Source organism: Indiicoccus explosivorum (assembly GCF_002167005.1).
Taxonomy (GTDB): Bacteria; Bacillota; Bacilli; order Bacillales_A; family Planococcaceae; genus Indiicoccus; species Indiicoccus explosivorum.
On record NZ_NHTN01000026.1, the window covers coordinates 38011 to 60785 of the forward strand.

Sequence of the window (22775 nt, forward strand, 5' to 3'; positions counted from 1 at the left end):
CTGCACGTCCCTTCATTTCCCCTGTTGGACCAGGTTGCCCGCTTTGTCGTATTGCGGGTCTTGATCTTCATCATCGATCGGCTCTCCGTCTTTGCCGACCGGCTGTTCCGGATCGTCATCCTGGTCTGTCTCTTGGCTGTCCGGTATTCCGTCGTTATCTGTATCGGTCGTATCGGTCGTATCGGTCGTGCCGTCCGTCACTGTCCCGTCCGGATTCGTGACCGCAGTCCCCGAATCCGCCGCTTTCAGCGGATACACTTCGACGATGTGCTCCGGCAAATAGAAGTCGGTCGAGATGACGGAAGTCTCGATTTCGTTGCCTTCGCTGTCGATCACAATGCGGGTGACATCGATCCGCAGCCCGTCTTCACCGGTGTTTTTCACGTGTTTGCCGTACGTGACGAACGCCGAATATTCCTTGATGATGCGCGGTTCGACCGTTTCCGGCTTGCCGGCCGCCGCTTTGTACGTGTAGACGAGCGGGTAGCCGGTCAGCGTGACGTAAAGCGAACCGCCGGACTGCGTCGCATTCAGCGTGAACGAGCTGTCGTTCGGGTTCGTGAAGACGAAATCGATGCCGAGTTCCCGGTCGATCGCCGCTTCGAACCCGAGCGGGATGTTATCCGGCACATCCGCGCCGATCGAGCGCTGCTCGACGATGAAGTTGGTCTTCAGCACGAGGTTGTAAAGTGCCGACGCGACTTCCGTGAACGCTTCGTCGCCGATTGTGGCAAAATTGCCGTTTTCCACGACTTCCAGGAGTGAGAATGACCCGAGCGGCGCGATCTCCATCCCGTCGATCGCTTTCGCCAGTTCAGCCGCTTCCCCTGAAACGGACGGGAAGGCGGTTTCCGCTACGAGCTCACGCGGGAAGCCGGCTTCGTCCGTGCTGATGCTCACCCGGTGCTTGCCGCTTCCGAGCGCTTCGGCCAGGACGCTGTTGATCGCCGTGACTTCTTCGTCGGTGAACGACAAGACCGGGAAATTCTGGGCCAGAAACGTCGCGGTCGCTTCTTCCGATACGCTCACATCCAAACTGTTCCGCTCACCCGTCTCGGCGGTGTGGATGCTTTCATCCAGCAGGACTTGCGCGGCATCCATCGGATAGTCCGCCACAGCGTCCTGATAGACGACCTGCAGTTTCGTGCCGGACTGCCAGCCGGCGAGGTGCTGTTCGAGCGCCACTTTCGCTTCCGATTCGGTGACGTTGGAAACGTCCAGCGTGCCGATCCGGGTGTTGTCCCCGAATTCCCGTTCCGGGAACACGAGCTTGTCGACCGCGAACGTCCCTAGGTTCGCCAGGACGTAAAAGGCGAGGGCGGATGTCGCGATGAAGGTGAAAACCCGGATAAATGCTTTGTTATTCATCTTCCTGCCCCCTTCCGATCGGTTCGATCGATGCCATTCCGCCCGATGGCGGCTGCTGATTCGCGCTCTTGAGTTCCGGTATGACACCCAGATCCGGTTTCATTTTTTGCGGCATGGCCGGTTCCGGACCGGCCGTGACAGGCGCCGGTTCTTCCGGCGGAACGCCTGTATACTTCACCACCACATAAGATGAGAGGAACGCCAGGCAGACGATGAGCAGCAGGACGAGATAGGCCGAATAGAACGCCTGCAGGATGATGCCTGTCAGCGCGAGGAGCGCGCCGCCGGCGATGAGCAGGAACTGTTTCATTCCCCCCCTGCCGCTCAGCTGCCAGTAGGCGATCGGCAGGACGATCAAGGCGAGTATGGTGAACACGAGCAATTTGAGCATGATAGTCACTTCCCCGTTAGCTTGCTTTTGTTTTTCTGTGCGGCAGGTCAGTATTCGACGTAAAATTCATAATCCGGATCCAGTACATACGGCACAGCGACTTCAGTCGAATCGATGACGGTATCCTTCAGACCGACACCGCAGGAATTGAGGAACGTCGTGTAATCCGTCGTTCTGATGACGTAAGCGCTCATCGTTTCTGCATTTTTGCCGGTCAGCACGAATTCCTTATCCGCATAAGCGGTGTAGTAAATGAGTTTGCCGGTATCCGTCAGTTTCACTTCTTTCGCCAGCCGGATGAGATCGGTCGGATCGATCCGGTCAATGTCGATACAGAGGTTCGAATAGTTGTCGATTTCAATATGCTGGTTAAGTCCCCATTCCAGGTCCGCGTCGTTGCCGGTTGCGTTTCCGAGAACGAGGAAATTGGTGTAGTACATATTCTGGATGTTCGTGCCGACCTCCAGCTCCTTGACGATGACGATCTGTTTTTTGCCGTTTTTGCCTAAGTTATTCAAGTTGTTTCCTGTCGACAGCGTGCCGTTCACCAGCAGACTGGCATTGACGAGGTTATTCATATTATTGAACGCCCCATCGTCATCCGGGCTCACGACAATCGTGATGCCTTGGAAGTCCAGCGAGTTGCAGTTCGTGCTGCACACATCATCGACAAAATCGTCGACATGCACTTTGAACTGCGTCGGATCGAGATTGTTTGCTCCGATAAGAGCGATCAGGTCCTCCAGGTCCATATCGCCGGTCATGACACAGTCGTAAGGCGGTTCCGGATCGGGCGGCGGCGGATCGAGGTCGCCGTCCCCATCGATGTCTGTCGGCTCATCCACATCCGTCAGTTCGGCGATGATGGCTGAACATGACTGAGTCGGAGTCTGCACGCCGAAGATGTCTTCATACTTCAGCCCCTCCTTGTTCACTTGGAGCACTGTTTCAACAACAATCGATTCATTGCTGTTAAGGAAGGTGTCCGGCACTTCTACGATGAAAAACGCGCTGAGATCCTTTGTGACATTTTCCGATGTCCCTTCGACACCGAGCTCCACCCGGATGTATTTCAGAACCTTCTCTTCGGGCAGCGCGGTGACAGGGACGTCGGTCAGTTTGATCTTATTGACATTGAGCTCAGTCCCTGCAGCCGAGACGATCGAGTAATTGATCTGATCGGCCGAGAACGGAACAACCTCCACAGTAGCCAGACTGTTCAGTGCCGAGATTTTCGCGAACACCATATTTACATATGTCGTCCGCATCGTCTGATCGATGACGCCTTCGAGGACCGTCACTTCTTCCTGGGTATCGCAGGCGTCCGGATCCGGAAATGCGTCGGTCGCCGTCCCTTTGATGCAGAGAATCAGTTTGTTGATCGTCTCCTGGGTCTGGACCGATACATTATCTTTAATGAGCCCCAGTTCACGTTCAAAATCGGAATTATAGAATCTGGCTCCCATCTCCGCTGATGCGAGCGCCTGGTTCGTCGTATCGATCGTCTTTTCCTGCCGGGCGTTATTCAGTGAACCCGCCATGAATGTCGCCGACAAAGCTAAAAACAGCACAACGACCAGCAGTACGACGAGAAGTGCATACCCTTGCTGGTTCTTCAACCGTTCCATCCGTTCCGCTCCCTTCATTTCATGCCTGTAAGTATCCGGGTCAACGTCGTTTCAACCGAAATTGTCCGTTTCGGGTTATGCACATCTGTCAGAACCAGCAGGAGTTGGGTGTGTTTTTCTGTCGGATTCAAAATCGGGAAGACGTCCGGCACCGCATCCGCCGTATCGATCACGGTTCCGTTGACGGTCGTCCCGGTGAAGTTGTATTCCTTGTCAATGGTGTTTACCTCGCAAGTCAGCGGTACACCCTTGCACGTTTCGATCTTCAGTTTGTCCGCCTCGAATGTCAGCGTATAGGATGCACTGCGCCGGTGTGCGTTCGACAAGGATGTGATGATCAAGTTCGCATCCTGCTGAAGAACCGTTTTGTCCACTTCCACTTCCGTGTGCCGGAAGCCGGTCATCAATAGCGTCCAGGCGATGCCGGCGACAAGCGTAACCAATGCCAGCGCCGCGAGCAGCTCGACCAGCGTGATCCCTCTTTCATCCAGTTTCACCGTCATCCACCTCCGCTCGGTGCAGGCGCCGCGACCGGTGCCGGCGGCAGGGCGGTATATGCGATATAGGAGAACGTTTCACTGCTCAGCTGATAAGTTCCCGGATTAGAAGCCGCTTCCTTATAGACCTTCAAATGGACTTTGTACAGCTTCTTCATCTCCCGTTCCGCGCAGGCGCCGGTCGATGACGTTTCCGCATCCGTCAGGTCGATCGCCGAATCCGAATAAAGCACGCATTTGGCGTAAACATCCGCCTCGAACCGGTAGCCATCGTCTTTCTGGTAGCGGAAATAATCGGTGGTTGTCCCGGTGAGCGCGTACCCTTCGCCGGTCATCACACCGGTGATTTTCGCTTCTGATAAGTGATCAGGAACGCCGGCTGCGCTGTCGGCAGGTGTCGGATTGACCGGAATCGGCTGGAGCTGTTTGATCCAGTTGTCGCGGGCGGTCACTTCCGCGATTTCCTGCCGGGCGAGGTTCATCGTGTCGAGCTTGGCTTCCGTCACTTTGTTGAATAAAGTCATCTGCGGAAAAACCGCCACGATTCCCGTAAAAATGATCCCCAGTATGACCAGCGCCGCGAGCACTTCGACCAGCGTGAAGCCGCCACTCCCGCCGGATGAGTCTTTTTTCACCCATATCACCCCGTTTCCAAGCCGCCCGATTCGGTTTCCTGGTATTTCCTGAAGGAAGCGGCTATTTTTCTAAAAATTCACTTAAGTATATAATCACACATTCTTTTGGAGAATGCACCACTTTTTTGAATAAAAAATGATAAATTTACCTAAACTTTTTCTTTTTCCTGCCGATAATGTGGAACTTGCGGGCAATTTCAAGGACGTTCCGCCTGTTTCAAGGTAGCGGGCAGGGTAAGACTGCTCCCGGACAGTGGCTGGCAGCCGTCCTAATTTTAATAGAAGGGATTATCCGAAGAGTCCTACTACATTATCAAAAAGCCCTATGGTAAGAACTAGTTTATATAGTCCTATTTTCCATAGAAAAAAGAGGCGTTTCCGCCTCTTTCATGATTTCGAGTAGCCCGCGACTTTATTTCGCCCCGCCTGTTTCGCACCGATGTAGAGCGCACGGTCGGCGTTGCGGATGAGCGACATGGCGTCATCGGAATCTTCCGGCGCGGAAGAGACACCGATGCTCATCGTGATTTTCACTTTCTGAAGCGTCCGCCCTTCGTCGAGGTCCGACTGGATCTCGAAGTCGAAGTTCTCGATGCGCTCCCGAAGCGTCTCGCCGAGCAGCATGGTGATTGCTTTGCCGTACCCCGGCAGGACGACGACGAATTCCTCACCGCCGTAACGGGCGATGACACCTTCATCCCCCACTTCCTCTTCGATGAGGCGGGCGACGCGGACGAGGATGTCATTGCCGCTCTGGTGGCCGTAGCGGTCGTTGATCGACTTGAAGAAATCGATGTCCATCATCATGAGCGACAGCTGCTCCAACTCCCCGCTGTTCACTTTATTCATCAGCTTCTCGAGGCTGTCTTCCAGGTAGCGGTAGTTGTACAGCTTCGTCAGGCCGCACCGTTCGCTTTTCGCGATGGCTTTCTGGACGAGGTCCGCTTTCTCGAGCGACACGGCGAAGTACGACGTGAGCATTTCCAGGATCTGCAGCTGGTGATCGGCGAAAAGGTTCTTTTTCCGGGCGCCGACGATGAGCACGCCCTCTGTGATGCTGTTGCGTACGATGGGCAGCGCCATGACGCTTTGCGCGCTCGGGGCCATCTGGCCGGCCGCGACTTCCGCCCACTCCTCTTTCTTGCCGTAGATGACGGGTTTATTCGTCAGCATGACCCGCCCGGCAATCCCTTCGTGGCGGGCGAGCCGCGTGAAGTCCTTTTCGATGAACCGGCTGTCTTCGAGCTGGCGGAGAATGACGAGTTCGGCCGTGCTCCTCCGGTAATCAACGACGTACACGAAGTCGATCGACAGCAGCTCCGCCACTTTCACCATGAACAGTTCGATCACTTCCACCGAGGTCATCCGGCCGGCGAGCTGGTGGCCGATTTCAGTCGCTTTCTTCAAGTCCCGGTTGATGCGTTCTGAATCCGAATACTTGCGGAGGAAGAACGACGCGACGACGAACGGCAGGCCGAGCAGGTAAATCGCCGCGACGCCGATGTGGAGCTCGACGAGGTACAGGACGAGCGTGAACGGCAGGATGAGCAGCATGATGACGAAATCCCACACCGCTTCGACGGAAACGAAACGCCATTCCCCGTCGTTCACTTTGTTGTCGGCGCACAGGATGAGGTGGTTGACCAGGAAGTAGACGAGCTGGTAAGCCGTGCCGTAGATCAGGATGTGCAGGAGCGAATCCGACCCGATCTGTCCGCCGAGCGAAAAGAACACCGCTCCGGCGATGACGGACGTGGCCAGGAACATGAGCGAGTTGAACGGGATCCGGAAGTAGAACGGCCGTGTGCTCTTCGTCCGGAACGTGACGAGCAGCACGGCCGCCTGGATGACGATCATTTCCACGAACAGGCCGTATTTCAGGAACACGGCGAGCGTGGCCCACTGGATGATGAAGATGTTGTTGCCGTTCATGGAGAGAGGGAACAGTGTCAGCAGGACCGCGAAGACGGCGAACGCCGCCAGGTAGCCGAAATCCAGGTCGGTTGGCGGACTGATGCGGTAGACGATGGCGAAACTCAGCGGCACGACCATAATCCACAGCGACCAAAGATAGACGGAACGCACTCTGTAATCTTCCATTCCCTCACCCCTTCAACTTGTACTTTTCTTACCGATTTTGTTTTTTCTTGATTTGTCGCCGTGCAATTGCCAATAAATAGAGAGAACCAGTGACTAAAGACACTTTGTTTTCATCTGATACAGGTAATATATCACAAACGTTTTGAATTGTCTTTACTTTTACTTCGGATTCCGCAAATAATATTTTCGCATCGAGCGCCCGCTCATGGGGGAAGTCGACGAACGTCAACGTATCACTGACTTTCTCGAGTTCCCGGAGGACGGAAATATAGTCCTTATCCTTCAAAATACCTAAGTAAGTGTGAACCTTTTTGTCGGGATATTCCGCTCTCACCGTTTCCGCCAGCTTTTTTGCGCTGTCCGCATTGTGTGCGCCATCGAAGATGATACCCGGTGCCACTTCTTCGAACCGGTTCGGAATGAAGGCGGTCTTCAGCCCATCCAACGCGCGGGTCCGGTCGAACCGGCCGCCGAGGACGAGCCGGGCGGCTTCCAGGGCGACCATCGCATTCATCTTCTGGTGCGTTCCTTTCAGCCGGAGCGGGACGCCGGGCTCCCCTTCCGGTTTCAGCACATCCGCGCCGAGTGACGCCGCTTCTTTCCGGATGACCTGTTCGGCGGCAGCGGGCATGCCGCCGATGATGACAGGCGCCCCTTGTTTGATGATGCCCGCCTTGTGCCAGGCGATGTCTTCGATCGTGTTCCCGAGGAAATCGGTGTGTTCAAACGACACGGACGGGATGACCGCGGCCGCAGGCGTGACGGTGTTCGTGCTGTCGAACCGGCCGCCCATGCCGGCTTCCAGGATGATGACGTCCGGCCGGGCATTCCGGAACACGAGGAACGCGGCCGCCGTCAGCAATTCAAAATCCGTGAGCGGTGTCCGGATTCCGGCGAGTTCCGCCATCGCCTTGTCGAGCGCTTTTTCCGTGACCGGCTGCCCGTCGAGCTGGATCTGATCATGCAGATCGTCGATGTGCGGCGACATGAAGCTTCCAGTCGACAAACCGTGCGCTTTGAAAATGGCCGCCAGGAATGCGGCGGTCGAGCCTTTGCCGTTCGAGCCGGCGAGATGGATATACGTCCCTTCGCGCTCGGGATGGCCCAATTCCGCAAGCGCTGCGGTGATCGATCCGAGCCCCGGCTTGATCGCCGGATCCGTCGTGATCTTCCATTTTTTCTTATATCGGTCGAGTCCCGGAATCATTTGCACCCTTCTTTCATTTTCGTGATAGACTTTTGTTACGATTATACCAAAAGACGGAGGTCAGACATGAAGACTTGCTGGGTGATCTACAACGGGAGTTTGACTTCCAATAAATTCCGCGATCAGGCGGAGCTGACGGCGGAAGCTGCGGAGCGCGCCGGCGTCAGGGTGCGGACCGTGAAGAATTATGAGGTGATGATGCAGCTCGACGCCGGGTTTATTCCCCCGGACTTCGCGATTCTGTTGGATAAGGATGTCCTGCTCGGTTATTTTCTTGTGAGCCGCGGGGTGCCGGTGTATAACGATCCGGCGGTGATCGATTTGTGCGATAACAAGGCGAAGCAGTACATCGCGCTGGCTCAGGCCGGGGTGCCGATGCCGCGGACGATTGTGGCGCCGAAAGTGTATCCGGCGTTTTCGATCCGGGATTCCGGTTATTTCGAGGGGGTGCTGGAGGCGCTCGGGCTGCCGATGATCATTAAGGAAGGGCACGGGTCGTTCGGGATGAAGGTGTATTTGATCGAGTCCGCCGAGGCGTTCTACGACAAGGTGGAGTCGCTGCGCGGAGTGGATTTTGTGTTCCAGGAGTTCGTGGCGACGAGCCGCGGGCGGGATATCCGGGTGAACGTCGTCGGCGGTGAAATCGTCGCGGCGATGCACCGGGAGTCGGAGACGGATTTCCGCGCGAACATCACGAACGGCGGGAAAGCGTCGCCGGTGGAGCTGACGGATGCGCAGGCGGCGCTCGCACTGCAGGCGGCCGAAGCGGTCGGCGCGGTGTTCGCCGGTGTGGACCTGCTGTTCGGGCCGGACGGGGCACCGCTCGTGTGCGAAGTGAACGCGGCGGCGCACATCCGCAATATCCTGAATGTGACGGGTGTGAATGTGGCGGATGCGATGATTTCCTATATATTGGAGGAGTTGGCATGATCGCACTGTATACGGCTTCTGAAGCGGAACGCAATGCCGGGTTTATTGAGGAATTAAGGAAGCATTGCGGTGCGGAGCTGGTGACGTGGGACGACTGGTCGGAGTCGGGTGTCGGGAAGCTGGCGGAGCAGCTGCACGGGGAGACGGTGCTGTTCCGGGTTCGGCATCCGTTTGCGGCGCGGATTCTTGAGGATGCGGGTGTGCGGCTGGTGAACCGGGCGGAAGTGAACCGGGTGGCGAATGACAAATGGACGTCGTTCGAGCTGATGCAGCTGATCGGGTTGCCGGCAGTGCCGACGTTCCGCGAGCCGCCCGGGTTTCCGTGTGTCGCGAAGCCGCGCGGCGGGCACGGCGGTGAAGGCGTGGAGATTTGGGAGTCGCCGCAGGGCGAGACGGCCGGGCTTGTGTTCCAGCCATTTGTTGAGCATACAGCGGACGTGCGGGCGTATGTGATCGGTGATGAAGCCGCGGGCGCCGTGAAGCGGTCGGGGGTGGAGTCTTTTAAAGCGAATATTGCGCTCGGCGGGCAGGCGGAGAAGTTCGTGCTGTCGGCGGCGCAGGAGCGGGATGTGCTGCGGGTGGCGCGGGCGCTGAAAAGCGATTACATCGGTGTGGATTTCCTGCTGCTGCCGGACGGCCGGCACGTATTCAATGAAATCGAGGATCCGGTCGGCGCGCGGGCGTTTTATAAGACGCATGAGGTGAATATTGCGGAGTTGCTGGGGCGGTATTTGCGGGACAAGGAAGCGCGCGGGTGGCGATGGACGGATGATCGGTTGTGAGGGAGAGTTTGACTTAGTAATATTCTGCAGAGCTGCGCAGAATTCCGGCTTATCGCACGGAAGTTTGAAATAGCGCGGATATATTGAAAATATAGCGGATATATCGAAAATAACGCGGATAAAACGAAAATATAGCGGATATATCGAAAATAACGCGGATAAAATGAAATTAACGCGGATATATCCGCAGCGGATTCAAAACTGGCTGCCCCCTTCGTGGGAAAGTGGATTCTATCGGATGTAATTTGAAAATACCGCAAGCATTTTCGGGCTATCGCGTAGAAAATCCAAATTGGCGTGTAGAAACGATAAAAACCCCCGCCTCCCTCCCAGGAGCGCGGGGGTTTCACCAATCATTACAAATTCTTCAATTCCTCTATCCGTTTCTCCACGGCTGCGCGTTTTTCCAAGTAATCTTTCTCTTTGGCGCGTTCTTCTTCGACGACGGCTTCCGGCGCCTTCGACGTGAACCGTTCGTTGGACAGTTTGCCCTGGACGCGTTTCACTTCGCCGTTCCATTTGTCGAGTTCTTTGCCGAGCCGCGTGAGTTCGGCGGCGATATCGATCAGCCCTTCGAGCGGCATGAACAGTTCGGCACCCGACACGACGGCGGACATCGATTTTTCCGGTGCGGCGGCGTCGTGCGTGATCGTCAGGCCGTCCGGGTTGCAGAAGCGCTCGATGTAGGCGGAGTTCGACTGCAGCACCGACGCCGTCTTTTCATCGCGCGCGATGATGGTGAGCGGCACTTTCTTCGACAGCGGCGTCGATACTTCCGCACGGATGTTGCGGACGGCGCGGATGATGTCGACGAGCAGTTTCATGCTGTCGGCCTGCTCGATGTCGGTGAGCGACGCGTCGGCGACTGGCCAGGCGGCTGTCGTAATGGATTCGCCTTCGTGCGGCAAGTTCTGCCAAATCTCTTCCGTGATGAACGGCATGAGCGGGTGCAGCAGGCGCATCGTGTTATCGAGGACATACGCGAGAACCGAGCGCGTCATGCGCTTCGCCGCTTCGTCTTCGCCGTACAATGGCAGTTTCGCCATTTCGATGTACCAGTCGCAGAAGTCGTCCCAGATGAAGTTGTACAGCGCGCGTCCGACTTCTCCGAACTCGTATTTATCGGCGAGTTTCGTGACGGAATCGATCGTCTCGTTCAGGCGCGTCAGAATCCACGCATCGGCGACGGATTTCTCACCCGACAAGTCGATGTCGTCGTACGTCATGCCTTCCATGTTCATGAGGGCGAACCGCGACGCATTCCAGATTTTATTCGCAAAATTCCAGACGCTCTCCACTTTCTCCATCGAGAAGCGCAAGTCCTGCCCCGGCGCCGAGCCGGTGGCGAGGAAGTAGCGCAGCGAATCGGCGCCGTACTCGTCGATGACATCCATCGGATCGACGCCGTTGCCGAGCGACTTCGACATTTTGCGGCCGTCCGCCGCGCGGACCAAGCCGTGGATCAATACGTCATCGAACGGCTTCTGGTCCGTGAATTCGATCGCCTGGAAAATCATGCGCGACACCCAGAAGAAGATGATGTCGTAGCCCGTTACGAGCGCATCCGTCGGATAGTAGCGCTTGAACTCTTCGTTGTCGGTATCCGGCCAGCCGAGCGTCGAGAACGGCCACAAGGCGGATGAGAACCACGTATCGAGCACGTCTTCGTCCTGCGTCCAGTTTTCTTCGTCTTCCGGTGCCGTCCGGCCGACATACAGCTCACCGGTCTCGTTGTGGTACCACGCCGGGATGCGGTGGCCCCACCACAGCTGGCGGGAAATGCACCAGTCGCGGATGTTCTCCATCCAGTTCAAGTACGTCTTCTCGAAGCGCTCCGGTACGAAGTTCACCTCGTCCTCGCCTTTCTGCAGCTTGACCGCTTCCGCCGCGAGCGGCTCCATGTCGACGAACCATTGTGTCGACAAATACGGCTCGACGACCGCGCCACTCCGTTCGGAATGGCCCACCGAGTGCTGGTGGTCTTCAATATTGAATAACACACCTTGCTCCTGCAGATCCTTGACGATCGCTTTCCGGCAATCAAACCGGTCCATGCCTTTGTATTTGCCGGCGTTTTCATTCATCGAACCGTCTTCGTTCATGACGAGGACGCGCGGCAAGTCATGCCGGTTGCCGATCTCGAAGTCGTTCGGGTCATGCGCCGGCGTGATCTTCACCGCGCCGCTCCCGAATTCCATGTCGACGTAATCGTCCGCCACGATCGGAATCTCGCGCCCGATGATCGGCAGCGTGACCGTCTTGCCGATCAGGTGCTGGTAGCGCTCATCTTTCGGGTGGACGGCGACCGCCGTATCGCCGAGCATCGTCTCCGGCCGAGTCGTCGCGATTTCGATGCCGCCGGAACCATCCGTCAGCGGATAGCGCATATGGTAGAACGCGCCCTGGACGTCCTGGTGGATGACTTCGATGTCGGACAGCGCAGTTTTCGCCGCCGGGTCCCAGTTGATGATGTACTCGCCGCGGTAGATCAGGCCTTTCTCGTACAGCCGGATGAACACTTCCTTGACCGCATCCGACAGCCCGTCATCAAGTGTGAAGCGCTCGCGGGAATAGTCGAGGCCGAGGCCGAGCTTCGACCATTGCTGGCGGATCGTCTCCGCGTATTCGCCTTTCCACTTCCACGCTTCCTCGAGGAACTTCTCGCGCCCGAGGTCATAGCGTGACTTCCCTTCCTCGCGCAGCTTCCCTTCGACTTTCGCCTGCGTCGCGATGCCGGCGTGGTCCATGCCCGGCAGCCACAGCGTGTCGTAGCCCTGCATGCGCTTCATGCGCGTCATGATATCCTGCAGCGTCGTATCCCACGCGTGGCCGAGGTGCAGTTTCCCCGTGACGTTCGGCGGCGGGATCACAATCGTGTACGGCTCTTTGCCGGATTCCGGCTGCGCTTCAAAAAACTTGCCCTTCAGCCACCATTCATAGCGGCCCTGCTCGATCGCGTTCGGATCGTATTTCGTTGACATTTCGGTTTGCAGTTTCTCAGTCATTGGGAACGCCTCCTTGTTATTTGCTTTTGTTAAACTTTTTTCTTACTGACAACTTCTCGCCCGCACCATTATTTTGCAGGTGATGGCTGCTGATTTAGGAACTGTTACAGCAAAATCACGAGACTCCTGCGGGAAAGCAGGCAAGGCAAGACCCCGCAGCGAGTTTGCGAGCGAGGAGGCTTGCTGCCTGCCCGGGCAGCTGGTAGCGCGACGTCCTGTCGCACCAGCTGCATGACCCGCCTCCTGTGGGCCTGAAAGCGAGTGATTTTGCTGTCCATACAATAATGAGAATCAGCATGGCCTGTAAAATAAAAAAAGCCCCTTCGTCTTAAAGGACGAAGGAGCTTTCGCGGTACCACCTTTATTCGCAGGCACGGGAAAAATGAGTGCCTGGCACTTACAGAGATAACGGATGTCGCATCCGGCCCCCGCTACTCGACGTTTCACGGGAACTGCTCCGAGGTGACTTTCCGGCGGTTTTGTCCGTGAAGGCATCGCACCACTCTGCCTTCTCTCTGAAACGGCCGCACGCCGTACTTTCCTCATCACTGCATGGTTATCAAGTTACACACATTGTACCTACACTTCTGTTTTTCCGTCAAGTTTTTTAATAAAATACGCGGTGAGCGGCGCGGCGATGAGGAGGATGAAGAAAATGCGGAACAGGTGGAACCCAGTGATGAGCGCCACATCGCCCCCGGCCTCGATCGCCGTCAGCACCATTTCCGCCATGCCGCCGGGCGCCGCGCTCAGGAAGTAGTCGATGAACAGCCCGCTCGAAATCCATAAGGACAGTCCGTACGCCACGCCGGCCGCGAACATGACGAGCAGCACGTTGTTCAGCAAGATCGCCGCACCGATGCGCAGCGTCATTTTCTCGCCGATCTGCTCCATCTGCAGCCCGAGCCGCGCGCCGATGAACAATTGGGCGCACACGATCAGGAGCGGCGGCATCTCGAACAGCAGCGTCCCGGTGACGGACTGGACCGCCGCCAGCGCAACGATCGGTGCCATCATCTCAGGCAGCGGAAAACGGATGCGCTTCATTCCGAAGAACAGCAATGTCCCGCCCGCCAGCGCAATCGCGAACGCGGGCGCGCTGAACTCGGGATCCGCCTGGAGGACGGCCGTCCCGCTCTCCCTGCCGCCGAGGAAGATTGCGAAAAACGGCACGACGAGGACGACCAGCAGAATCCGGAACGTCTGCATGATCGTCACGACCGTCGTGCTCGCCGACCGGACATCCTCCGCCAGCAGCACCATTTGCGACAAGCCGCCCGGCAGCGAACCGAGCAGGCTCGTCTGGAGCGATTCCCCCGTCATTTTCCGGAACAGCAGCGCCAGCAGCAGCGCAAAGCCGACGACCGCCACCGTCATGACGAGCATCATCGGCAAGTCGAGCCACATGAGGAACACCGCTTCCCGGTTGAACGACGAGCCGATCTGCACGCCGATCAGGATGAGGCCGATCGTGCGGAGGATCCGCGGCCAGTGGAACGTCATGGCCGTGAACTGGCGCAATAAAAGAAGCGCGAGCATCGGGCCGAGCAGCCACGGCAGGAACATGCCCGCCGCATCCAGCAGCCAGCCCGCCGCAACCGAGATCGCCAGCGTTTTAAGAAAATCGTTCATGGAAAACCCTTCTTTCGTCTGCCTAAATAGTATAGCGGATTTTGGCGGATTGCGCTTTTGGGGATCTTTTTTCGGTCCCTCCGTCAGAAACATTTGTTTTTCCGGTCCCTGTGTCAGAAACGTTCATGAATTTTTTCATTTTATGGCTATTCTGCTGGTCCGATCTCCTTCCCGGTCACTTGACCGCGGATTCCGCATTCAATGGTGTCCGCCACAGAGGCGCAAAAAAAGGACAAAAAAACACCTGTCCGAAAACAGATGCTTCCTCGTTTATGGCCGGTCCTGCAGCGCGTACATCCACGCACGGCCGCGCCACCTGATCAGCATGGCGATGCCACGGAACCATTCGTCCAGAATATAGGCAATCCAGATGCCGACGAGTCCCCAGGCGAAATGCACGCCGAGAAGATACGAAACCGTCACACCGATGCCCCACATCGAGATGATCCCCATGATGAGCGGGAATTTCAAATCCCCCACCGCCCGCAAAGAAGTGATGATCATGATGTTGAACGCGCGGCCCGGCTCCAGGATAATCGCCAGATAAATGAGGATTTTCGCATTGCGGATGATTGTCTCATCATCGGTGAAAACCGACAGGAGCGGATCCGCGACGAACGAAAAGCCGACCGCCGTCACAAGCGCCGTCACAATGGCCAGCTTCAGGCTATCCATGCACCGCTTGTACGCATCGTCGTACTCCTTCGCACCGACATGGCGCGCAATGAGGATCTGCGTCGCCTGCGCGAGCGCCATGCTGCCGAGCATGATGAAACTCATCAAATTGAACGCATAAATCCGCGTCGTCACGAACAGCGTCCCCATATACGTCGTGATGAAGAAAATGACGACGAACTGACTCATGTTGTAGGAAATCTGCTCACCCGCCGCCGGCATACCGATCCGCAGCAGCTCCTTCAAGTGGCTCTTCGGCATGCCCAGCACCTTCGTGAACCCGATCGGCTCGCGGATCCGCTTTTTCAGCAGCACCACCAGCGCCGCCAGACCGAGCACCCTCGAGACCGTCGTTGCAACCGCGACCCCTGCCACGCCATACACCGGCAGACCGAACGGTGCGAATAAAACCAGATAATTCAGCGCGATGCCGATCATGTTCATCGCAATGTTGACGTACATCGCGTCCTTCGTAAACCCGTGGCTCCGCAGGATGGCGCTGATCGTCACCATCACCGCCTGGATGAACATGAAACTCCCGACGAACACCAAATAGCTGCCCGCATCGGCCGCCACCTCGCCGGTCACATTCATCAGCGCCAAAATCTCTTCTCGGAACAAAAACACAAGACCGCTCAAAGCGGCGCCGATCACCAAATTCGCTGCCAGCGAAACAGCGGCGATCTCATGCGCCCGCTGCCGGTTTCCCGCGCCAAGCGCCTGCGACATCAAAACCGTCGTGCCCGTGACAATAAAACCGAACATCACAATCAGCAAAAAAATGACCTGGTTGGCGATGCCGACTGCGGCGACCGCCTGATCCGAATACTGGCTGAGCATCAGCGTATCGACGTTGCCCATCAGCATAGCAAGCAGCAATTCCACGAAAATCGGGACAGCGAGCGCTGCCATCGTAATTTTTTCCTTATTGCCCGCCTGCTCGCGCTGGTCTGCCCGGACATCCGCCTGCAGTCCTTTTGCATTACCCGCGGCTGCCAATTCGGGCTGTTTATACTTAATTTTCATTATTTCTTACTCCTCTTACCGGCCTGCTGAGAGGCGGTTTTTTTCAACAATGAGGAGTACTATACGCCTCTGGATGAAGCGGGTCAAGAGATTTTAATACTGTCAGAATACTAAGGTTTGTAAGCGGAACCAGGACTTCTGGAGGTCTTCGAAATTCTCTTTGCTAATGGTTTTATTCTCTTTTTACTCGTGTTTATTCTCGTTTCACATATGATTATTCTCGTTTGGATTGCATTTATTCTCGTTTCACCCGCGTTTATTCTCGTTTGGATTGCATTTATTCTCGTTTCACCCGCGTTACGAGGGATATTTCGACTCTGCACCGCCTTATTTCGACTCTGCACAGCCCTATTTCGACTCTGCACGGTCACATTTCGACTCTGCACCGCCTTATTTCGACTCTGCGCCCCAATAATCCCTGATTCAGCGTACAGAAAAACCGGCCAGTTTCCTGGCCGGCTTTGCATGGCAGCTATGCTTGTTTCGACACTTTTTCAAACACGGTGTGGAATGCTTCCACCGTCTTCGCAATGTGCGCTTCCGTATGGGCGGTCGACAAAAACAGTCCTTCGAACTGCGACGGCGGCAAGTAGATACCTTCTTCCGCCATCCCTTTGTACACTTCCGCGAACAGGTCCGTATCGGACGTTTTCGCGGTTTCGAAGTTGACGACGTTTTCATTCGTGAAGAAGAAGCCGATCATCGAGCCGGCACGGTTGACGGTATGCGGAATGCCGTATTTCTCCGCCGCTTCGCGGAAGCCGGCCTCCAGCTGGTCAGCACGCTCCTTGAACGTATCGTAGCTTTCTTCATTCAAGTTCGACAGTGTCGCAAGGCCCGCGGACATGGCGAGCGGGTTGCCGGACAAGGTGCCTGCCTGGTAGATCGGGCCGGCCGGTGCAACCTGTTCCATGATTTCCCGCTTGCCGCCGTAAGCGCCGACGGGCAGGCCGCCGCCGATGACTTTGCCGAGACAGGTGAGGTCCGGCGTGACACCGAAGTGGCCTTGTGCGCAGTTGTAGCCGACGCGGAAACCGGTCATGACTTCGTCAAAAATCAGGACGGTTTTATTCTGCTCGGTCAGTTCGCGCAACCCTTCCAAAAAGCCATCCGCCGGCGGAACGACGCCCATGTTGCCGGCGACCGGTTCGACGATGACGGCAGCGAGGTCGTCGCCGTATTCCTTGAACACGTAACGGACGCTTTCGAGGTCGTTGAACGGCACGGTGATCGTGTTTTTCGCCACCGATTCCGGAACGCCGGGTGAATCCGGCAGGCCGAGTGTCGCGACGCCCGATCCCGCTTTTATTAACAAACTATCGCCGTGGCCGTGGTAGTTCCCTTCGAATTTCAGGATTTTATCCCGTCCGGTGTAGCCGCGCGCAAGGCGCAGCGCGCTCATCGTCGCTTCCGTGCCGGATGACACCATGCGCACCATTTCGATCGATGGCACGCGGTCGATGACGAGTTTCGCCAGTTCGTTTTCGATGACGGTCGGCGCGCCGAATGACGTGCCGCTTTCCGCCGTCCGCTTCACCGCATCCACAACCGCCGGGTGCGCGTGGCCCAGAATGAGCGGCCCCCACGACAGCACATAGTCGATGTATGTATTGCCGTCGATGTCGGTGATTTCAGCACCTGCGCCGCTCTCCATGAAGATCGGCTCCAGGTTGACCGACTTGAACGCCCGGACCGGCGAGTTCACGCCGCCCGGCATCAAGTCTTTCGCTTCTTCAAATGCTTTCACTGATTTTTCGAAGTTCATGCTTTCCCCTCCAGCCAGCGCACCGCGTCTTTCGCGTGGTACGTCAGAATGAGATCGGCGCCTGCGCGCTTCATGCTTGTCAGCGTTTCGAGCACGATCTGTCTTTCGTCGATCCAGCCGTTCTGCGCCGCCGCTTTCACCATGGCGTATTCACCTGATACGTTATACGCCACGACCGGCAGATTGAAGCTGTTTTTCACGTCGCGGACGATGTCGAGGTACGACAGCGCCGGTTTCACCATGAGGAAGTCCGCGCCTTCTTCGACGTCGGACGCCGCTTCGCGCAGCGCTTCCGTGCGGTTCGCGTAATCCATCTGATACGTTTTGCGGTCGCCGAACTGCGGAGCAGAATTCGCCGCATCCCGGAACGGGCCGTAGTACGCCGAAGAGTACTTCACCGCGTAGCTCATGATCGGGATGTTCTCGAAGCCCGCTTCATCGAGCCCGGCGCGGATTGCCGCAACGAAGCCGTCCATCATGTTCGACGGCGCGATGATGTCCGCGCCCGCTTCCGCCTGGCTCACCGCGGTGCGCGCGAGCAGCTCGAGCGTCTTGTCATTCAGCACGATGCCGTCTTCGATGACGCCGCAGTGGCCGTGGTCCGTGTACTCGCACAGGCACGTATCGGCGATGACGAGCAGGTCCGGCTGGCGCTCTTTCACGAAGCGCGTCGCTTTCTGGACGATGCCATGATCATGATACGCGCCGGTCCCTTCCGCGTCTTTATCCGAGGCGTCAGGCACGCCGAACAGGATGACCGACGGGATGCCGAGCGATGCCACTTCATCGACTTCCTCGCCCAATAAATCCAGCGACAGCTGATACACGCCCGGCATCGATTTCACTTCATTGCGCACGTTCTCGCCGTCGACGACGAATATCGGGTAAATAAAATCCTTTTTATCCAGTTCCGTTTCTCGCACCATCGCCCGCATGTTCGCGGAGGAACGGAGCCGGCGGTGGCGCCGGAAGTTCAGTTCAGTCATGTTGAGTCCTGCCTTTCACTAAAATTTCAATCACTTCTTCGTACGTGTGGCGTTCAGGGGCGGCGATCACCCGCCCGCCCGCTTCCCGCACCGCCTGTTCCGTCACGTAGCCGATCGCCGCCGCTTTGATCGCTTCCCACCGTCCGCCGGCTGCCGCGAATGTCTCCACAGCGGACGGACTGGCGAAAATGACCGTGACTCCTTCCATTTTGGCGAGCCGGACGGCGTTCCCGTGATCCGGGACAGTGTCATAGACAGTCCATTCATCGACCGGCATCGGCATGTCCGCGATCGTGTCCTTCGCACGGACACCCCGGATGAATAAACAACGGCGATCCCCTGCCGCTTTCGGGAATTCTTCCGCAAAATAATCCGCCGAATACACAGAAGGCACGAAATCCACTTGGAATCCGCCCGCTTCAAGCGCTTCCGCCGTTTTGCTGCCGACCGCCGCGAACCGCGCTTCCGGTTTTATTCCATAAGTCAGGAACGTCCGGACGGCGGATGAACTCGTGAAGATCAGCCAGTCGTAGCGCGACAAGTCCGGGGCTTCGGCGCCGGTCGGGACCGTCCGGATGAGCGGGATGTACAGCGTTTCTGCGCCGCAGCGCTCCGCGAGGGCCGCGGCTTCTTCCGGATATGAGGAACCCGTGAAGACAACCGTTTCGCCCGCAAGCGGCCGGTCAGTAGTGGAGGTCATTTTCCGCTTTCACTTTCTGGATGAGGTCGTAGCCGCCCTGCGAACTGATGCGTTCCGCCGCGATCCGGCCCGCTTCGACCGGATCCTTCGACTCGATCGTCTCCCGGTACATGACCGAGCCGTCCGGTGCGCCGACGAGGCCCGTGAACGTCACGCCGTCCTCGCTGAGCACCGCATACCCCGCAATCGGCACTTGGCAGCCGCCGTCCATATCGGACAGGAATTTCCGCTCCGCCGATACCGCCGTCATCGTCGCCGGATCGTTCAGTTTGGCGAGTTCCGAGATGAGCTCGCTGTCATCGATGCGGCACTCAATGCCGAGCGCGCCCTGGCCGACCGCCGGTACGCACTGATCCGGATCGAGGTATTCCGTCACGACGTCATCGCTCCACCCCATCCGCTTCAGACCCGCCGCCGCGAGGATGATGGCGTCGAATTCGCCTGATTTCAGCTTGCCGAGCCGCGTATCGATGTTGCCGCGGATCCACTGCACGTTCAGATCCGGCCTGATTTTGAGCAGTTGCGAACTGCGGCGGAGGCTGCTCGTGCCGACTTTCGCCCCTTCCGGAAGATCGGCAAGTTTGACATCCCCCGTTGAAATGAACGCATCCCGCGGATCTTCACGGCGCGGCACGCAGCCGATCGTGAACCCGTCCGGCAGAACGGACGGCACATCCTTCATGGAATGGACCGCCATGTCGATCTCCTTATCGGCGAGCGCCTGCTCGATCTCCTTGACGAACAGCCCCTTGCCGCCGACTTTCGACAGCGTGACATCGAGGATCTTGTCCCCTTTTGTGACGATTTCCTTCACTTCGAATTCGAACGGCACACCTGCCTTTTTCATTTCTTCAATAAACCAGTTTGTCTGGGTTAACGCCAGCTTGCTTCTTCTCGATCCGACGATGATTTTTCTCACGATTCTCCAACCTTTCTTCCGGCAAAATTAATGAGTCTATTTAACAGCGCGGTGAAATACCGCTCGCTTTCCACGGACAGGCAGCAAGCCGCCTCGATCGCAAGCGATCTCCGGGGTCTTGCCCTGCCTGTTCTTTCCGTTGGAGTCTCGCGGATTTCACCTTTCTTCTTTCCCTTTTCCGTCCTCAAGCCTGAAGCCCCTTCTGCTGTCAGTACCAAAAATGGAATTCCGACAATCTGCTTCCAAGAAGGAAGTTGATCAAAACAAGCAAAAAGGCGTAGATATGCGCGCCGGCATACCGCTTGCCGTTCAGCTGTTCTCGCCGCTGGGCATACAGGATGCCGCTGTAGACGAGGAGCAGGATGAACGAGCCGATGATCTTCGCATCGAGCAGCGAGAATTCCGACAGCGACACATACGCCCACTGCAGCCCGAGGATGAGCGACACGAGCAGCAGCGGGATGCCCCCGAGGAGCGACGCGGTCATGCCCTGTTCCGCCTGGCCGAGTGACGGCAGCCGGCTCCACTGGACGGTCCGCCGCTTTTCTTTCAGCAGCCGGTAAAGGATCCAGTACAGCGCCGCGAACACGAACGCGAGCGAAAACGCCGCGTACGACAGGATCGCGAACGTGACATGGATCAGCAGCAATTCCGAGACGAGCGCTTCCCCGACCGGCGACCGCTCGATCTGCACCGGCGCGAACGTGTGCACCGTCATGAAAATGAACCCGATGACATTGATGAAGAACACGGCAAAATCCAGTGCCGTGAAAATCCGCAGCACGATCGACACAGTGACGAGGAGCCACGCGTAGAAGTAAATGCCTTCAAACAGCGTCAGAACCGGGAACCGGCCCGTCTCCACCACGTACACAATGAGAAACGCCGTCTGCAGCACCCAGACGACGCCAAGAAGTCCGAGGGCGAGCCGGCTCGCTTTCGTATCCTTATATAAAAAATCGATGAAATAAAAAACAAGGCTGACAGCGTACAGAATGACCATCGCTTCGTGCAGCCTTGCCATTGTCAGATCCGCCATCGCTTTCTCCTTCATTCATTTCAGCCGGTCAACGCAAAAAGAGCGTTCCGTATCCCTATAGTAACATACAGATACAAAAACGCTCTTGTCAGTTGATCAAAATGTGAATTCCGGGTTGTGCTGTCGTTTTTGATCAGCAGCCGTTTTTGCACGGATTTTTGCAGCCTGCGCCTGCTGCTCGAGCTCCGCTTCCACCGCTTCTTCGATGCCGAAAATCTGCTGGAACAAATCGAGCTGTTCACGGGATTTCGGCGAAGCCGCCATTTCCTTCGCCTGGAGGATCGGCTCCTTCAGCAGCTGGTTGATGATCGACTTCGTATGTTTGCTCAGGATTTTGCGTTCCCGGTCGGTGAGGTCCGGCATCTTGTTCTCGATGCTCGCCATCGTCTCCGCCTGGATCGCCAGTGCTTTGCCGCGGAGCGCGGAAATGACCGGCACGACCCCGAGCGTCGACAGCCATTCACCGAACTGGACGATTTCCTTCTCGATCATGAGACGGATTTCGCCGGCCGCCCGCTCCCGTTCAGCCAGGTTCGCATCGACAATCCCCTGGAGGTCATCGATGTCATAAAGGAACATGTTCGACAGATCGCCGATGGCCGGATCGATGTCCCGCGGCACCGCAATATCGACCGCGAACAGCGGCTTGCCTTTGCGGAGCTTTTCGACGAGCGCCATCATATCGGCATCGATGACATAGTCTTTCGCGCCTGTCGAGGAGATGAGGATGTCCGCTTCGAGAAGCGCGCACTGCAGCTCCTGGAGCGGTTTCGCCTTGCCGTCGAATTTGGCGGCGACTTCCTCCGCTTTCGACAGCGTCCGGTTGATGACGGTGATGTCCTTTGCGCCGCTGCCCTGCAGGTTCTGGATGGCCAGTTCGCCCATCTTGCCCGCCCCGAGGATGACGACGCGTTTATTTTTCAGCGAGCCGAAAATCTTCTTCCCGAGCTCGACCGCGGCATACGATACCGACACCGCGTTCTCGCCGATCGCCGTTTCCGCATGTGCGCGTTTCGCGAACGTGATCGCCTGCTTGAACAGCTGGTTGAACACCGTACCGGTCGTCCCGAAGTTCTGGCCCGCGAGGAAACTCGATCGCACCTGCCCGAGGATCTGCGTCTCGCCGAGCACCATGGAATCGAGGCCCGCCGCTACGCGGAACAAGTGCTCCACCGCGCCATCGCCTTCATAGACGAATAAATAAGGCGAGAAGTCCTCCTGCGGAAGCCCGAAATGCTTCGAAAGGAAGTCCTTGATATAGTAGCGCCCCGTATGTACCTGATCGACCACGGCATAGATCTCGGTCCGGTTGCAGGTCGAGACGATAACATTCTCGAGTATGCTTTTTTGTTCCTGCAGCAGCTGCATGGCATCCGGGATGCCGCTCTCGCTGAACGACAGCTTTTCGCGGATCGCCACCGGCGCTGTGCGGAAGTTGAGTCCTACTACGATGGTATGCATGGATTCATGACACCTTTCCCGGTCAAATT

General features: G+C 57.1%; 18 protein-coding genes and 1 other annotated feature. Of the genes, 2 read left to right on the forward strand and 16 right to left on the reverse strand.

All coding sequences use genetic code 11. The annotated features are described in order from the left end of the window. Positions 1-12 precede the first annotated feature (12 nt). The 7 genes from CCE92_RS09265 to CCE92_RS09295 all read right to left on the reverse strand — a co-directional run bounded on the left by CCE92_RS09265 (position 13) and on the right by CCE92_RS09295 (position 7826). Entirely contained in the window at positions 13-1368 is a 1356-nt protein-coding gene (locus CCE92_RS09265) for a VanW family protein (protein ID WP_088007245.1), read from the reverse strand. Further along, positions 1361-1759, reverse strand: coding sequence for a hypothetical protein (locus tag CCE92_RS09270; RefSeq protein ID WP_088007246.1), 399 nt, complete (start codon positions 1757-1759; stop codon positions 1361-1363). The genes CCE92_RS09265 and CCE92_RS09270 overlap by 8 nt, the downstream gene beginning before the upstream one ends. A 47-nt stretch (positions 1760-1806) precedes the next feature. Beyond that, positions 1807-3387: a hypothetical protein gene (locus tag CCE92_RS09275; protein WP_088007247.1), complete on the reverse strand. Its 1581-nt coding sequence runs from the start codon at positions 3385-3387 to the stop codon at positions 1807-1809. A 14-nt stretch (positions 3388-3401) separates the two neighbouring features. Then, complete coding sequence (locus CCE92_RS09280; RefSeq protein WP_162287852.1) at positions 3402-3884, reverse strand: prepilin-type N-terminal cleavage/methylation domain-containing protein; 483 nt, start codon at positions 3882-3884, stop codon at positions 3402-3404. 2 nt (positions 3885-3886) lie between these two features. After that, positions 3887-4519 carry a PulJ/GspJ family protein gene (locus CCE92_RS09285; protein WP_162287853.1) on the reverse strand — a complete coding sequence of 211 codons (633 nt, stop codon included), beginning with the start codon at positions 4517-4519 and terminating at the stop codon, positions 3887-3889. 387 nt (positions 4520-4906) lie between these two features. Then, positions 4907-6619 (reverse strand): sensor domain-containing diguanylate cyclase, encoded by a 1713-nt coding sequence (locus CCE92_RS09290; protein ID WP_088007250.1) that lies wholly within the window; start codon positions 6617-6619, stop codon positions 4907-4909. Between the two features lie 28 nt (positions 6620-6647). After that, positions 6648-7826 carry a bifunctional folylpolyglutamate synthase/dihydrofolate synthase gene (locus tag CCE92_RS09295; protein ID WP_088007251.1) on the reverse strand — a complete coding sequence of 393 codons (1179 nt, stop codon included), beginning with the start codon at positions 7824-7826 and terminating at the stop codon, positions 6648-6650. A gap of 66 nt (positions 7827-7892) precedes the next feature. On the opposite strand from CCE92_RS09295, the gene CCE92_RS09300 reads away from it, so the two are divergent. Together CCE92_RS09300 and CCE92_RS09305 are read left to right on the forward strand one after the other, a co-directional pair. Continuing rightward, positions 7893-8756, forward strand: coding sequence for an ATP-grasp domain-containing protein (locus CCE92_RS09300; RefSeq protein ID WP_088007252.1), 864 nt, complete (start codon positions 7893-7895; stop codon positions 8754-8756). Beyond that, complete coding sequence (locus tag CCE92_RS09305) at positions 8753-9538, forward strand: ATP-grasp domain-containing protein (protein ID WP_088007253.1); 786 nt, start codon at positions 8753-8755, stop codon at positions 9536-9538. Before CCE92_RS09300 ends, CCE92_RS09305 begins: the two co-directional genes overlap by 4 nt. 356 nt (positions 9539-9894) lie before the next feature. Here the strand turns inward: CCE92_RS09305 and CCE92_RS09310 are convergent, their stop codons facing one another. The 9 genes from CCE92_RS09310 to hemA form a co-directional block, all read right to left on the reverse strand. Beyond that, positions 9895-12543: a valine--tRNA ligase gene (locus tag CCE92_RS09310; RefSeq protein ID WP_088007254.1), complete on the reverse strand. Its 2649-nt coding sequence runs from the start codon at positions 12541-12543 to the stop codon at positions 9895-9897. Between the two features lie 328 nt (positions 12544-12871). Then, positions 12872-13101, reverse strand: a binding site (T-box leader). A 21-nt stretch (positions 13102-13122) separates the two neighbouring features. Continuing rightward, positions 13123-14175: an AbrB family protein gene (locus CCE92_RS09315; protein WP_088007255.1), complete on the reverse strand. Its 1053-nt coding sequence runs from the start codon at positions 14173-14175 to the stop codon at positions 13123-13125. Between the two features lie 270 nt (positions 14176-14445). Further along, positions 14446-15876, reverse strand: coding sequence for an MATE family efflux transporter (locus CCE92_RS09320; RefSeq protein ID WP_088007256.1), 1431 nt, complete (start codon positions 15874-15876; stop codon positions 14446-14448). A gap of 472 nt (positions 15877-16348) precedes the next feature. Beyond that, a complete protein-coding gene (gene hemL / locus CCE92_RS09325; RefSeq protein WP_088007257.1) occupies positions 16349-17641 on the reverse strand; it encodes a glutamate-1-semialdehyde 2,1-aminomutase in 1293 nt (430 codons plus the stop codon). Beyond that, positions 17638-18627 carry a porphobilinogen synthase gene (gene hemB, locus CCE92_RS09330; protein ID WP_088007258.1) on the reverse strand — a complete coding sequence of 330 codons (990 nt, stop codon included), beginning with the start codon at positions 18625-18627 and terminating at the stop codon, positions 17638-17640. Before hemB ends, hemL begins: the two co-directional genes overlap by 4 nt. Further along, on the reverse strand, positions 18620-19327 hold the full coding sequence (locus CCE92_RS09335) for a uroporphyrinogen-III synthase (RefSeq protein WP_088007259.1): 708 nt from the start codon (positions 19325-19327) through the stop codon (positions 18620-18622). Before CCE92_RS09335 ends, hemB begins: the two co-directional genes overlap by 8 nt. Beyond that, complete coding sequence (gene hemC, locus CCE92_RS09340; RefSeq protein WP_088007260.1) at positions 19311-20246, reverse strand: hydroxymethylbilane synthase; 936 nt, start codon at positions 20244-20246, stop codon at positions 19311-19313. The genes CCE92_RS09335 and hemC overlap by 17 nt, the downstream gene beginning before the upstream one ends. Before the next feature lie 208 nt (positions 20247-20454). After that, complete coding sequence (ccsA, locus tag CCE92_RS09345) at positions 20455-21285, reverse strand: cytochrome c biogenesis protein CcsA (RefSeq protein ID WP_088007261.1); 831 nt, start codon at positions 21283-21285, stop codon at positions 20455-20457. A 96-nt stretch (positions 21286-21381) separates the two neighbouring features. Next, positions 21382-22746, reverse strand: coding sequence for a glutamyl-tRNA reductase (gene hemA / locus CCE92_RS09350; protein ID WP_088007262.1), 1365 nt, complete (start codon positions 22744-22746; stop codon positions 21382-21384). Between the last annotated feature and the right edge of the window lie 29 nt (positions 22747-22775).